The sequence below is a fragment of the Enterococcus mediterraneensis genome, assembly GCF_900604485.1.
Lineage (GTDB): Bacteria > Bacillota > Bacilli > Lactobacillales > Enterococcaceae > Enterococcus_C > Enterococcus_C mediterraneensis.
Genome location: NZ_UWOP01000001.1, coordinates 1,340,474 through 1,353,970, shown reverse-complemented (window position 1 = coordinate 1,353,970; position 13,497 = coordinate 1,340,474). Strand labels below are relative to the sequence as shown.

Genomic DNA, 13,497 nt, shown 5'->3' with positions numbered 1-13,497 from the left:
TACTTGTTACCTCTTTCAACTTTGAAAGACTAGCCGTATCCCATGCACCTCATTGTGCGTATTTTTTGAAAAAAGATGCTTGGGCTTAGACACTGTGCGGAGCGTAAGAAGAAACATCCTGTTTTACCTCGAAACAGCATGCCCGAAGATGAAATTTTAGAAAGACCTGACTTTAGAAATATATACTCTCCAAGGAACGGCATACTTTCTATTACAGTGGCGGGACCGTGCCAGATTCTCACTGGCTTCCATCTAAAAATCTCATAAACATCATTATTCATTTATCAAAAATTTATCACAAGTACCTCTACTTTACAAGCCATCTTTCTTGATTTTATGAAATACCTTATCACTACGTTCATAAAAAACATCTGATTGTCCTTGTTTAGCGTTAAAATAGCGTCCAATTGCATAAAAATAATCCGATAAACGGTTAACAAAGGCTATGGCTTCCTGATTAAAAGTAGCTGTCCAGTTTAACCGCACAATACATCGTTCTGCTCGACGAGCAACAGTACGTGCAATGTGGAGCATACTTGCTTCTGGTGTCCCACCCGGTAAAATAAAACAATCAATATCTGGTGATGCCGCTACATAAAAATCAATTCTTTTTTCCAACCACTCTACAGATTCTTTTTTCAAACGATAAGGACGCTCTACATCGCTTGGTGTAGCTAAATCTGTACCAACGTCAAATAAAAATTGTTGGATTTGTGTTAGCTCATTTTTTTCTTTTTCATATTCACTCCCTAATAAACTAGCTATGTAACCGACCCATGAGTTTAATTCATCGATAGTACCATAACTTTCTACACGATCTGAATCTTTCGATACAGATGAACCCCCGACTAGCTTGGTCATCCCTTTATCTCCGGTTCTAGTATAAATTTTCATTCTGCCATCTCCTCTAAAAATGTTATTATTTCCTTTATCCCCATTCCATTCATTGAAGAAACTTCAAAAATTTTTTCAGCACCTGCAGTTTTTAGATTTTGTCTCACTATCTCTAGATTTTCTTTAGGATACTCCATATCCATTTTAGAGATAATACCAATAACTGGTTTGGGGAAAATTGCTCCAAATCCCGGAGAAAAAATCTGCTCTACTTCCATAATGCTTTGAATCAAGCCAATAACTTGTGCGTCTGCTGCACTGACAATCAATGCATTATAATATTGGCGATGTAGAATAAACTCTCCTGGTGTGTCGATAACCTCTGGATAAAATGATAAAGCTTGTGTTTTTGAATACCTTAGTTCTTCCCCATAAATTGCTTGGCATAAAGAAGTTTTTCCACAACCAATAGCTCCCATAAAAATAATTTTTTTCATATTTCCTCCGTCAATCAAAAATAAAAATGGAGCCCGAAAAAGAATTTAATCTCTTTCCGGCTCCATTGCCATCTATTTTTATAAATCAGTGAACATACTACATTGTATGCTTAGTTAATTTTATTATCTATACAATTACTTGTCAAGTATGTTTGAAAGTTCAACATACCTTCTATAATCCTTTATATTTTCCTATTATTTGCTCTTCTATGCTGTAACGTTTCCAACACATGGCTTTCTCTTTTTTCATATCTACTGTAAGTTAGCATAATAATCGCTCCGCAGACGAAAAAGATTGCTGGAAGATAAGAAAATCCGAATTTGATTGCGCTTAAAGCACTGCTTGTTTGTTCCTGATTCGCTACATAGCCGAAAGCTTCCATAAGTTTCAGCGGCACAAAATCCCCAACACCAGTACCTACTTGGATACCGACCGCTGATCCAACTGCTGTTAAGAAGCCACTAGCACGAATACCATTTTTATATTCGCCATAATCTACCGTATCAGACAACATCGCAAATGGCATCGAAACAGCGATCCCGGTCCCAATACTAGTCAGAATCCACGTAATAACCAATAGAGGGAAATTACCACCGGCTAACCCTAAACCTATTTGTCCAACTGCCGCCAACAACAATCCAATAATCATCGTTGTCGTTTTAGAATAGCGTCGAACCAAAAATGGAATTAAAGCGATACCAATCATTTGTGTCAAAACTAACCCGTTTAATACGGACACATAATGAACATTTTCTAAATTATAACGAGCATAATAAATCAGTGACGATGTTCGTGTCGAATTACCCAACCAGTAAAAGATAAAGCTTGAAACAATGATTACCCACGGCCAGTTACCTTTAAGTGCTTTGAAACTATCCTTGATAGGCATGCTTTCAGCAACTTCTGTTGTATTGATCTCCCGTGTATTTTTGAATGCAAAGAAGAAAAGAGCTGTTGAAATGATGGCAAAAATGACTACTGTTAAAAAGAAACCTCTTTGATCATTGGAGCCGCCAAGCATAGATACAAGTGTCAACGTAAATGTGGCAGTAATGAAATATCCAATATTTCCACCATTCATTCGCATCGAGTTTAATTTTGTACGCTCTAATGGATCATTAGTCATGTTCGGTAAAATCGCTGTGATTGGTGTTGAAATACCGGTGTACAAAATACTTGCTGTCAGATACGTAAAGGCTGCATAAGCAACTTTAGCCCCACCATCCAAATTCGGCGTAAAAAATGTTAATGCCATGAATACACCAAACGGAATCGCTAATCGTGCAAACCAAGGACGTGATTTTCCATATTTCGATTTTGTTTTATCGATCGCCAATCCCCAAAATGGTACCGTCAATGTGTTGACGATTCGCACTACCAATGCGATCGTTGCCGCGGTTCCGATCGAAAGGCCAAACACATCTGTGTGGAAATAATTGATGAAGCTGGTCAATGTACAATACAATAAATTCCCTGCAGCATCTGTTCCAGCATAAGCCAGTCTGTTCTTCATAGTTAATCTAGGTTCTGCAACTGCTGATTCACCGGCGTGACTATCAATAGTAATAGCTATTTTTTCATTAACTTTATCCATTGCTTGATCTCCTTATTCTTAATTCTCGTTGTACTAGTCAATTGTCTCGATATTTTTTGCGATAGTTCTGGGGTGAAATCCCCGTAATTTTTTTGAAGCGGCTGGAAAAATAAACTTCGGAATTATATCCTACCTCTTTAGAAATCGTTTGAATATCCATATCAGAACGCAATAAATACTGTTTTGCCCGCTCGATCCGGATATCCTGTAAAACCTCTAGAGGTGTTTTTCCAAAAGTAGATTTGATCGCTAACGCAATATGATTACTGTGCATATGAAAGACTTCTTCCAGCATCTTATTAGTGATTGGCTGATTAAAGTTGTTTTCCAAAAACAATTGGACTTCATCTGCTAAAAGCGTCGTACGGTCTTTATGGATCTTCTGCTCTTCAACAAATTTTAAAAATCGCAAAAATAATTCTTCTGTCCGCCAAATGTCATATGTGCCATATTCTCTTTTAATCGTGCTATCTAAGATCTCTTGCATCAATTCAAACATCAAAATCGGTTCTTTGATTTTGGCGTGTTTCGGTAGATTCAATGTATAGGAATGCTGATGGTAATGAAGATCTGGTATCGGCAGATTGGAAATAAATCGGCTCGGTCCGTCACTTTGTTTCCATTGCGCTGTAGTATAAAAATGGATCCAATAAAAAACAGTCTCCTGTTCGCAAGGCTTCCATGAATAATGATGTTTGTCAGGTAAAAGAACGATAAGTTCATTTTCTTTTATCGTATAGCGTTTCATTTCTTCTTGCAGATATAGCACACCTTTTTTTACAACGATCAAATCAAAATAACCCAAATTTTTACGGTTAGGATGATACTGTCCTTCTTTGAATATTTTGACATTTCCTTCAATAAAATCGGGAAAGGGTGGAATAGAAATCGAAATCATTTCACCTGACATCATTATTTCTCCTCTCTATATTTTTTCAGGAACTCCTTGACTCTTTCGTCAAGCAGTAACCGGCTCTTCTTTTTTCATAGTTACTCTTTTATTTACGATCGGTTCGTTTAATAAATGGATTTTTCCTTCTTCTATCAGGTAGAACTGGTTAGCGTACGGAGCAAAGCTGGTAAAGATGAATTCGTCGTCTTTTTCTTCAAAGCTGCCATTGATCACTTTATATGATCCGTTTTCTTTGATAATAAATGTCTTTTGACCAAAGCTTTCTAAGTAAGCGACTAATTCTTCTCCCATATCCCAATCCGGTGTCTGACTATCATTTTCAAATAAGCGGGCAAATATTCCGCCATCACGGAAAAAGGTTGCTTGTCCAAAGCGTTCTCTCGATAGATCCGGCCGATTCAAATGCGGGCCAGCTACTGCGTATGTAGAAGCCGCCATACCTTTTTCTAATTCCAATGTAGTAGTGGAATGGGTATCATAACAATACAGAATACCCGCAGTTGCGCGATAACTTGCTTCTAAATAATCCGTATCTTTCAACGCATCAAATACTTTGAAGGTAGCTGCTGCTGTTACGCCACCCCATAATGAATGAATCATGTAAGACAACGCTTCCCACCAACGATCAGGATTTTGTCCTCTAAAATCATTGGAATATCCGATATTCGCTAACAGCAACTGACCATACTTTTCAGCACTTTCATAATATCCTGACTCGCTTAACGCTCCGGCTGTCGGACCAAAACCAGCATTATCATAGTAATGTTCAGTGATAGCTGCTTTATAAGATGATGTTTCATTCGCTACTCGTTCAGTTACTTTCTGCCATAAAGAATTGATCGCTTGATAGGTATCCAACATGTTGTTTTCTTTTAATTTTTTCAGTAGTTCTTGGATATATAGGAAGTAGACTCCCAGCATCTGTGCCTCTTCTTTTCCACGTTCATCTTCATGGAGATCTGGATTTACACGCAAATTGAAGACATCTGCTGCCCAGTTCAAATATGTTTTAGAATCGTTCAACAGCAAAACTTCATCGTCAAATTCTGATAACAGATAAAAAAGATGTCCAATATATTCAAAATCCATACAACGATAAAATTCACCATACAATTTACGAGGTTTTGTGAAGTCACCATTGATAAACCACTTAGGACGAACATACCGCACTGCACTTTCTTCTACTTTTCGGACCTGTTCTATATCTAGTTGTCCTAAAAGATTTTTCTTCAAGACCAGATTCAGTTTGCCTAAAGATTCGCCTTGATTGGAGACCGGCTCAAATGCGTACGGAACGTTGCCTGATTTTCCATTATATAAAGAATCGCAGATATATGCCGCACGCTCTTCGATCACTTTTTCCAGAGCATCCATTACATTGAAGACGACAAAATCTTCGGTACCGTCTGCTAAAGTGACTACAGCTTTGTGTTCGCCTAGGCAGATTGGTTTGAACGTGACCACAGTCGTTTCATCTTCTACAGTTATCTTTTCTGACAAATCCAGATACTGCAGTTTTTCATCTTTTTTATACCAAATCTTGATTGCTGCAATCGTTTGATTCTCTGGAAGTTCGATCGTTAATCGGGCTGTCTCACCTAATATATTGAGAGGTGTATACTCGATTTTCGGATGACCTAATGTCAGCCCTTGTTGATCAAAGTCTTTTTGATCACTGTTGCTTTTAAATACATAGATCCATTCTCTTGTTTCATTTTGCTCCAAAGTCAATGTTTCTTTAGAATAGATCCAATCACGATTCTCAAATGCTTCAGGATAACCGCCTGCTAAAATCAGTTTATGAAAAATCAATCCGTCCAAAGAAGGTGAAACATTTTCAAAGAATAAATTTTCATAATCGCAATAGGTCCCAATAGACAATGTTTTTCCTCTTACTTGATAAAGTCCTAGGTTGCCGCCAGTATTATCTCGGCGTACGGCATTTACCTTTGTATAATTTGTCGAAATGGAAGAAAAAATCGCTGCGGAATTATGGATATTACGCAAAACATCTTTGTCTCTGAACATGACATATGCTAAAGAAGCCCACACACCAAAATCAGTTATATTGACTTGTTCTGACGATTGATTAGATAAACGAATCTTCCAACATAAACCCTCACCCAAGTTATCGACAGAATATGCCATGTCAACGGTTACATTTGATAAAGAAAAAATGACAGTGATTTCTTCTGATGTTTCAACGATCTCAGGAATTACTTCTGTACTAGAATACTTTTTCCCATTGATCGTGATATCAAAATGACCAAATAATTTATCCTTTTGATGATATTCTGCTATGTCGAGATAGCTGTCTTCAATTACCCAATTCATCTTATAAGGATCATTTTTTTGATAAATATGAGAAACATACCCTTGTTTGTTTACTGCTAATTGTAAATTATTGTTTTCAATCATGTAAGCCCTCCTTACTATTTCTCATTAAAATTACCATTTTATGTAAGAGCTTACTATCAGTGATTTCAACAGAAATTTAAGATATTTCACATTTATTTTTTGAATCATCTTTTAAATATAACGCAGGTATCATCCCTTATGTATTTTTGTTTTTTGCTATACTAAAAATAAAACCAATAAGGAGGATATATGGAGAATAAACAGTTTTTGGCTTATCTCTTTGTTGCATTGATGGAGTCGTCACTTTCTAAAAAAGAAATAATCGAAGTTTTTACTTTGACGAAAAAAGTTCTAACAGAATATGAATTGGACTATGTGAAAAAAACTATCCTTACAGTATTAGGAGAAGACCCTGCACCAGAAAATACGATTGATTCCTTGGAATTTGAAAAAGTAATGACTAATTATTTTGACCAAATAAGCTTGGAGTTGGACGCAGACTTTATCGAAAGCAATGATGATCTTGATGATGAGCCAGTCTTTATTGAAGAATTTGATTTAGCAAATACAGAAGATCTATCCTTATGTGAGTTGATTGATGGTGATAACGAGGTAATGACTAATTGTGATCCAGTCGAAGCTGAGGAATCCATTGATGATTTTCTTCATTGGAAGTTTGGGAAGGATAGTTCTAATGGATAATCTTTAAAATTAATACCTGATACCCTATACGTTAGAAAAGAGCCTCAACCAAAAAACAATGTTCTCGGTTGAAGCTCTTTTCTAACACCTTACTGTTTTATTTATCCCCTGCACTGCTCTTAACAGCTGTTTCTTTGCTCTCTTCTCGCAGCTTTCCGTCTTCCATGACTAGCACGCGATCACAATAATCGATCAGACGGGTATCATGTGTGACCATGATCGTCGCTTTATTTTTGTCTTTGGTTTCTTTTGCCAGGATCTCCACTACTTCATAAGCTTTTTCTGTATCCAAGCTGGCGGTAGGCTCATCCGCCAAAATGATCGTAGGATCATGATATAATGCCCGAGCGATCGCCACCCGTTGGCGTTCACCCCCTGAAAGATCTTCAGGGTATTTGTCTTTCAGTTCTACGATCCCCAGCTGTTCGAACAAATCATCTGCGGATTGATCGCTGGTTTCTTTACTAACCTTGTCAACAAGCTGCAACTGCTTTTTGACGGTCAAAAACGGCACCAGATTTGATGCTTGCAAGATAAACCCGATTTCTTTGAAACGCAATTTCGCGCGTTCTTTTTCTTTTTTATCGCTGAAAGGTTTATTGTTGATCAATACTTCACCTTCCGAGGGCGCCTGCAATCCGCCGGCAATCGTCAGAAAAGTGCTTTTTCCAGAGCCGGAAGGTCCGATGATCGCGACAAATTCACCTTTTTCTACAGTAAAATCCGTTTTCTTCAATGCTTCGATTGTATTATCGCCGTCTTTGAATGATTTTTTTACATTTTTTAATTCGATCGCACTCATACTTCTCCTCCTATCCGATCGCTTTCAGCGGATCAATTTTAACGATACTTCGTACTGAGAAAAATGCTCCTAAAACAGCGATCACGATCATCAGCACACTGATTCCTGCAAAAAATCCGCTGTTTACTTGGAAAGGCACCGCATCCGGCAGAACCAAAGCAGTACCGATCGTTGCCGCCAATCCAACCACAACACCAATCGTCGCTAACAAGAATGTCTGGACAATCACAGAAGTTGCTATATAGCGGCTTGAGATTCCTTGAGCCTTCATGACTCCGAAGATCTCTGTTTTTTGCATCGTCAGCACGTACACGAATATCCCAATCACGATTGCCGCGATCACGATCAGAAAACCGATCATAAAGCCAAATGTCAGTACCTGTGCGCTGTATCCTGGAAGTTCATTGATGAATTTGGAAATAGATACTGATTCCAATTCATCTGGTACTTCATCAAGATGGCCCTTTGTCACGATTGCATTGATCCTTGCGTTATCGGAAGGACCTTCTTTTTCAAACCGGATTTCTTGGTAAGCTCCGATCGAGGTATAAAGAACCGGCGAAACGCTGAATTTCGCATCTTTCGTAAAACCGACGATCTTCAATGTCTTGTCATTGCCAGCGATTTTCAATGTGTCTCCTAAATCCAGACCATATTCTTCTTTTACACTCACATCAGCGACTGTTTCATCATCTCCTGAAAACATGTCCCCTTCCACGATATCCGGTGCCAAAAATTGATCGGGAATGATTCCGAAAAAGCTGACATCGACTTTTTTATCGTGTCCTTCTTTGGTGACTACACCGGCAGTTTGCGCTAAAACAGCTTTTTCATCTGCCTTGACTTCATCAAATAGCTTTCGTGGAAACATCGACATGTTCAGATTCTTATTAGATTCTTCTGATAATAAAATATCATCTGCTTGCCACTTGTCGATGGCCATTCGGTTTTCCTGTGCCAACCCATAAGCTAATCCGGTAAGAAAAAATACCAAATAAGCAATTAAAAACATTACACCAATAACTAAAGCATAGCGCAATTTTGAATGTTTGATCTCATTTATTGCTAAAAACATACATGCTATCCTCCCAAAATTTTATTAACCACTAAAAATAGAATAACATGTATATTTGAACTGAAGAAACTAAATGCTTGATGCTGTAAGAGAAAGCCAAATGAAAAAATAAAAAATCATGGTTAAATAAATATTGATCCCTTTGTTTCATTTAACCAATAAACCAAAAGTCCAGCTATGTAAAAAACGAGATACGCTTTTTGCATAGCTGGACTTTTTGCTGGTTCTTACTGAATTTTTTATTCGTTACATGTGTTGGTTAAACTTTCTGAAGTTTACCACGATAACTATTACTATTTATCTAACAATTTCAAGATATCATCCAAAACCGCTTCACCATCAAGTGTTTCATAAGCTTCTTTTGAAATCATCTTATAGGCGACCGATTTATAATTCAGAAAATCTTTCAGTCGGTTGACTTCGTATTCTGATTGCGGGCCGATCATCAATGCATCGATCTTTTGGTTTTGGATCGCTTGTTCTGCAATGATTGCCGGTGCAGAGTAAACATGAAGTCGAAGGTTTCTCTCATCTGCCGCATTTTGGATGTTTTTAACCAACAGCCCTGAAGTAATTCCGGCTGTACAAATCAACAATACATTTTTTTGATCAAATATGCCCATAACGATCACTTCCTATGAAATTTTACGTTTTTTGTTATAAATATCTAGTACAACAGCTAGCAGCAAGATCAGACCTTTAATGGCTTGTTGCCAGTCGACACCGACACCTAAAATCGACATTCCGTTATTCAATACACCCATTACCAAACCACCGATGATTGCCCCTGTGATTGTCCCGATCCCGCCGGAAGTAGAAGCACCACCGAAGTAAACAGCTGCCATAGCATCTAATTCCATAGAAGTTCCGGCTTGAGGTGTCGCTGCGTTCAACCGTGCAGCTAAAATCAGTCCTGCCAATGCTGCCATAACTCCCATATTGACAAATACCCAGAAAGTCAGTTTCTTTGTCTTGATCCCTGAAAGCTCAGCGGCCTTACGATTACCACCAGTAGCATAGATTTGTCGGCCAGCCACTGTTTTGTTTGTCAAAAAGGCATAAACCGCAACGATCACAGCTAAAATAATCAAAATAACCGGGAATCCTTGGTAAGAAGCAAAAATGTAACTTAATCCCATAACGATAGCTACTGTAAACAAGCCTTTTAAGATAAACATATTCATAGAAGGAACTTCAAATAAATTGCTTTTTCTTTTTTCTCGGCTTCGCCATTGACCTAATACTAGTAAACCAGCTAATACCGCTCCTAAAATCATCGTCAATAAGTGCAATCCGTTTTCTGAACTTAACACATCCGGTAAATATCCTGTTGATATTCTTTGGAAGATTCGCGGAAACGGCGCCAATGATTGTCCCCCTAATGCAACTTGCGTTAGTCCTCTAAACATCAATAAACCTGCTAGCGTTACGATAAATGCCGGAATCCCTACATAAGCTACCCAGAATCCTTGCCAAGCACCGATCAGAGCACCTACTAAAATACAAATAGGAACAACGATCCAAGGGCTCATACCATTGTTAACCATCAACATACCGGCGATCGCGCCGACAAACGCCATGACTGAGCCAACAGACAAATCAACATAACCTAATAATACAACCAGCAACATCCCTGCTGCCAACACTAAGATATGGCTATTTTGCAGAACAATATTTGTGATATTCAATGGTCTTAAAAAGATCCCGCCAGTCATCAGCTGAAAAGCGATCAATAATGCGATCAAAATAATGACCATACTATATTTACTAAATCCGTCTAGTATTTTTTCTTTGATATTAAGAACGTCTTTTTCTTTAGGTTTTTTACTTGTTTGTTCCATTTCTACATAACCTCCGCTTCTTCCATTGTCATGAGATTCATCAATACTTCTTGGTTTGCATCTTTTCGCAAGACTTCTCCTGTCATCCGTCCTTCATTCATCGTATAAATACGATCACACATTCCGATTATCTCTGGAAGCTCAGAAGAGATGATGCAAACACATTTTCCTTGTGCAGCCATTTCTTCAATGATCGTGTATATTTCATATTTTGCGCCAACATCGATCCCACGTGTCGGTTCATCTAAGAACAATACATCTGGTTCTGTCATCAACCATTTAGCAAGAACGACTTTCTGCTGGTTCCCACCGCTCAAGCTGCCGACGTTTTGAAAGATAGAATTGGCTTTTGTACGCATTCGTTTCCGGTAATCTTCCGCAACTGTCGCTTCTTTTTCTTTATCCAATACTCCGCTTTTGCTGATTTTGCTTAAACTGGCAAGTGTCGTATTTTCCCGAATATCCATCAAAAGATTCAACCCCAGAGCTTTGCGGTCCTCAGAGACATAAGCCAACCCGTTTTGAATAGCACTTGCGACGTCTTTTGTATTGATTTCTTTGCCATCTTTGAAGACTTTTCCAGAGATATTGCTGCCATAGGAATGACCAAAGATACTCATCGCAAATTCCGTGCGGCCCGCCCCCATCAAACCTGCGATACCTACGATTTCGCCTTTGCGAATATTGAAGTTTATCTGATCATTCATGATTCGAGACGTATCAATAGGGTGATGGACTGTCCAGTCTTTGACTTCAAAGTAAATATCACCGATTTTTGGATGGTGTTCCGGATAGCGATTGGTTAAATCTCGGCCTACCATGCTGCGGATGATACGTTCTTCGCTAATTTCTTCTTTTTCGAGTGTCTCGATTGTTTGACCATCTCGCAAAATCGTGATCCGATCAGCGACTTCGACGATTTCATTTAACTTATGGGAAATAATGATCGATGTGATTCCTTGATTTCTGAATTCCTTGATCAAGCTAAGTAGATTCTCACTTTCTTCCTCATTCAATGCTGCTGTCGGTTCATCTAAGATCAACAAGCGAACATTTTTAGAGAAAGCTTTTGCGATCTCTACTAATTGCTGATGTCCTACACCGATTTGAGAAACCAATGTATTAGGATCGATTTTCAAGCCGACTGTTTTTAAAAGATTTTCTGTTTTTCTTTCTGTCAGATTCCAATCGATAACTCCAAATTTCTTTTGTTCATTTCCTAAAAAAATGTTTTCCTTGATTGAAAGATAAGGACTCAATGCTAATTCTTGATGAATAATAACAATTCCACGATTTTCACTGTCTTTTAAATCCTTGAATTTACATAGTTCACCATCATAGATGATATCTCCAGTATAGCTGCCAAAAGGATACAAACCGCTCAAGACATTCATCAATGTCGATTTGCCGGCGCCGTTTTCTCCGCAAAGCGCGTGGATCTCTCCCCGCTCGATTTGCAGATTAACATCACTCAACGCTCTGACACCTGAAAATTCTTTGACGATGTTTTTCATTTCTAAAATATAATCAGCCATTTTTTTCACCTCTCGTAACAAGATTGGGTCAAGATATGAACTATCTCGACCCATCTAGCTTACATCGTATATTTTCTACTCTGCCAAATCACTTTCTTTGTAGTAGTCTGTATCGATCAATTCTTGTTTGTAGTTATCTTTATCTACAGACACTGGTTTAGATAGATAAGTCGGTACCACTTTGACTCCATTATCATAAGTTTCAGTATCATTAACCGGAACTTCTTTATCGTTATGGATAGCTTCGATCATTTCAACTGTGTTTTCTGCTAGGATACGTGTATCTTTAAAGATCGTTTGTGTTTGCTCGCCGGCGATGATTGATTTTACCCCAGCAACTGTTGCATCTTGTCCTGTGATTACTGGTAGTGGTTTATCGCTTGAGCCATAGCCTACACCCTTCAATGAAGAGATGATTCCCAAACTGATTGGATCATATGGTGAAAGAACTGCATCCAATTGTTTATCTGTGTAGTTAGCACTCAATAGGTTATCCATCCGTGCTTGCGCCGTGGAACCGTCCCAGCGAAGTGTAGCAATCTGATTGAATTTTGTTTGACCAGAAGGAACGACTAACTGTTCGCTATCAAAGTATGGCTTAAATACTGACATTACACCGTTATAATTAATAAGAGCATTGTTGTCATCTGGTGATCCGCCGAATAATTCGATGTTGAATGGACCTTCACCATCTTTTAATCCTAATTTGTCTTCAATATAAGAAGCTTGTAAAACACCTACCGCGAAATTATCAAATGTCGCGTAATAATCCACATATTCCGAATTCATTAATAGTCGGTCATAAGCAATTACTTTGATATCAGATTGATGGGCTTTTTCTAATACGTCTGTCAATGCTGATCCATCGATTGAAGCAATAACCAATGTATCAACGCCTTTAGTGATCATGTTCTCAATTTGTGCTACCTGATTTTCCACTTTATCTTCGCCATATTGAAGGTCTGTTTTATAGCCTTTTTTCTCTAGTTGCTCAACAATGTTATTTCCATCAGCGATCCAACGCTCTGCTGATTTTGTCGGCATAGAAATCCCTATAAAACCTTTCTCTTCTCCTCCACCGCCTGAAGCATTTCCTCCACCACAAGCTGCCAATGTTCCAAGTGTTACTAGTGATAATGCACCTAAAACAATTTTCTTAAACCCAATTTTCATCGCTAAACCTCCGTCTGCTTATTTGTACTCTTATATTAATCGATACAAAAAGCGCTTACATTGAATTTTATTTGCCTTATCTAAAGAATTATACGTTTTTTCTGCAGAATCTTGGATTTTTTTGGTAAAATCTTAGTTTTTTTACGAATTTTGGCTTTTTTCACAATTTGAC

At 38.1% G+C, this 13,497-nt stretch carries 12 protein-coding genes and 1 riboswitch; of the genes, 1 reads left to right on the top strand and 11 read right to left on the bottom strand.

Annotated features, from left to right (window positions below; translation table 11 throughout):
- Positions 1–108: 108 nt before the first annotated feature.
- Positions 109–277: riboswitch (adenosylcobalamin (AdoCbl) riboswitch) on the bottom strand.
- Positions 278–312: 35 nt separating this feature from the next.
- The 5 genes from EFB00_RS06580 to EFB00_RS06560 form a co-directional block, all read right to left on the bottom strand.
- Positions 313–894 carry a cob(I)yrinic acid a,c-diamide adenosyltransferase gene (locus tag EFB00_RS06580; protein WP_122646066.1) on the bottom strand — a complete coding sequence of 194 codons (582 nt, stop codon included), beginning with the start codon at positions 892–894 and terminating at the stop codon, positions 313–315.
- Entirely contained in the window at positions 891–1,331 is a 441-nt protein-coding gene (locus EFB00_RS06575) for a EutP/PduV family microcompartment system protein (protein ID WP_122646065.1), read from the bottom strand. The genes EFB00_RS06580 and EFB00_RS06575 overlap by 4 nt, the downstream gene beginning before the upstream one ends.
- Before the next feature lie 182 nt (positions 1,332–1,513).
- A complete protein-coding gene (locus EFB00_RS06570; protein WP_420889752.1) occupies positions 1,514–2,926 on the bottom strand; it encodes an MFS transporter in 1,413 nt (470 codons plus the stop codon).
- 37 nt (positions 2,927–2,963) lie between these two features.
- Positions 2,964–3,836 carry a helix-turn-helix transcriptional regulator gene (locus tag EFB00_RS06565; protein ID WP_122646064.1) on the bottom strand — a complete coding sequence of 291 codons (873 nt, stop codon included), beginning with the start codon at positions 3,834–3,836 and terminating at the stop codon, positions 2,964–2,966.
- 48 nt (positions 3,837–3,884) lie between these two features.
- Complete coding sequence (locus EFB00_RS06560) at positions 3,885–6,257, bottom strand: hypothetical protein (RefSeq protein WP_122646063.1); 2,373 nt, start codon at positions 6,255–6,257, stop codon at positions 3,885–3,887.
- A gap of 189 nt (positions 6,258–6,446) precedes the next feature.
- On the opposite strand from EFB00_RS06560, the gene EFB00_RS06555 reads away from it, so the two are divergent.
- Complete coding sequence (locus EFB00_RS06555; RefSeq protein ID WP_122646062.1) at positions 6,447–6,899, top strand: hypothetical protein; 453 nt, start codon at positions 6,447–6,449, stop codon at positions 6,897–6,899.
- A gap of 97 nt (positions 6,900–6,996) precedes the next feature.
- Here the strand turns inward: EFB00_RS06555 and EFB00_RS06550 are convergent, their stop codons facing one another.
- The 6 genes from EFB00_RS06550 to chvE form a co-directional block, all read right to left on the bottom strand.
- Positions 6,997–7,701: an ABC transporter ATP-binding protein gene (locus EFB00_RS06550; RefSeq protein WP_122646061.1), complete on the bottom strand. Its 705-nt coding sequence runs from the start codon at positions 7,699–7,701 to the stop codon at positions 6,997–6,999.
- 10 nt (positions 7,702–7,711) lie between these two features.
- On the bottom strand, positions 7,712–8,776 hold the full coding sequence (locus EFB00_RS06545; RefSeq protein WP_122646060.1) for an ABC transporter permease: 1,065 nt from the start codon (positions 8,774–8,776) through the stop codon (positions 7,712–7,714).
- Positions 8,777–9,069: 293 nt separating this feature from the next.
- Complete coding sequence (locus tag EFB00_RS06540) at positions 9,070–9,399, bottom strand: PTS sugar transporter subunit IIB (RefSeq protein ID WP_122646059.1); 330 nt, start codon at positions 9,397–9,399, stop codon at positions 9,070–9,072.
- 12 nt (positions 9,400–9,411) lie between these two features.
- Positions 9,412–10,617, bottom strand: coding sequence for a multiple monosaccharide ABC transporter permease (gene mmsB, locus EFB00_RS06535; protein WP_122646058.1), 1,206 nt, complete (start codon positions 10,615–10,617; stop codon positions 9,412–9,414).
- 2 nt (positions 10,618–10,619) lie between these two features.
- On the bottom strand, positions 10,620–12,152 hold the full coding sequence (mmsA, locus tag EFB00_RS06530) for a multiple monosaccharide ABC transporter ATP-binding protein (protein WP_122646057.1): 1,533 nt from the start codon (positions 12,150–12,152) through the stop codon (positions 10,620–10,622).
- A 75-nt stretch (positions 12,153–12,227) separates the two neighbouring features.
- On the bottom strand, positions 12,228–13,325 hold the full coding sequence (gene chvE / locus EFB00_RS06525; RefSeq protein ID WP_122646056.1) for a multiple monosaccharide ABC transporter substrate-binding protein: 1,098 nt from the start codon (positions 13,323–13,325) through the stop codon (positions 12,228–12,230).
- Positions 13,326–13,497 lie beyond the last annotated feature (172 nt).

What these genes read in the sequence shown, in the direction of transcription:
- EFB00_RS06580 (WP_122646066.1), bottom strand. Translation starts at nt 894, where the DNA reads ATGAAAATTTATACTAGAACCGGAGATAAAGGGATGACCAAGCTAGTC.
- EFB00_RS06575 (WP_122646065.1), bottom strand. Translation starts at nt 1,331, where the DNA reads ATGAAAAAAATTATTTTTATGGGAGCTATTGGTTGTGGAAAAACTTCT.
- EFB00_RS06570 (WP_420889752.1), bottom strand. Translation starts at nt 2,926, where the DNA reads ATGGATAAAGTTAATGAAAAAATAGCTATTACTATTGATAGTCACGCC.
- EFB00_RS06565 (WP_122646064.1), bottom strand. Translation starts at nt 3,836, where the DNA reads ATGTCAGGTGAAATGATTTCGATTTCTATTCCACCCTTTCCCGATTTT.
- EFB00_RS06560 (WP_122646063.1), bottom strand. Translation starts at nt 6,257, where the DNA reads ATGATTGAAAACAATAATTTACAATTAGCAGTAAACAAACAAGGGTAT.
- EFB00_RS06555 (WP_122646062.1), top strand. Translation starts at nt 6,447, where the DNA reads ATGGAGAATAAACAGTTTTTGGCTTATCTCTTTGTTGCATTGATGGAG.
- EFB00_RS06550 (WP_122646061.1), bottom strand. Translation starts at nt 7,701, where the DNA reads ATGAGTGCGATCGAATTAAAAAATGTAAAAAAATCATTCAAAGACGGC.
- EFB00_RS06545 (WP_122646060.1), bottom strand. Translation starts at nt 8,776, where the DNA reads ATGTTTTTAGCAATAAATGAGATCAAACATTCAAAATTGCGCTATGCT.
- EFB00_RS06540 (WP_122646059.1), bottom strand. Translation starts at nt 9,399, where the DNA reads ATGGGCATATTTGATCAAAAAAATGTATTGTTGATTTGTACAGCCGGA.
- mmsB (WP_122646058.1), bottom strand. Translation starts at nt 10,617, where the DNA reads ATGGAACAAACAAGTAAAAAACCTAAAGAAAAAGACGTTCTTAATATC.
- mmsA (WP_122646057.1), bottom strand. Translation starts at nt 12,152, where the DNA reads ATGGCTGATTATATTTTAGAAATGAAAAACATCGTCAAAGAATTTTCA.
- chvE (WP_122646056.1), bottom strand. Translation starts at nt 13,325, where the DNA reads ATGAAAATTGGGTTTAAGAAAATTGTTTTAGGTGCATTATCACTAGTA.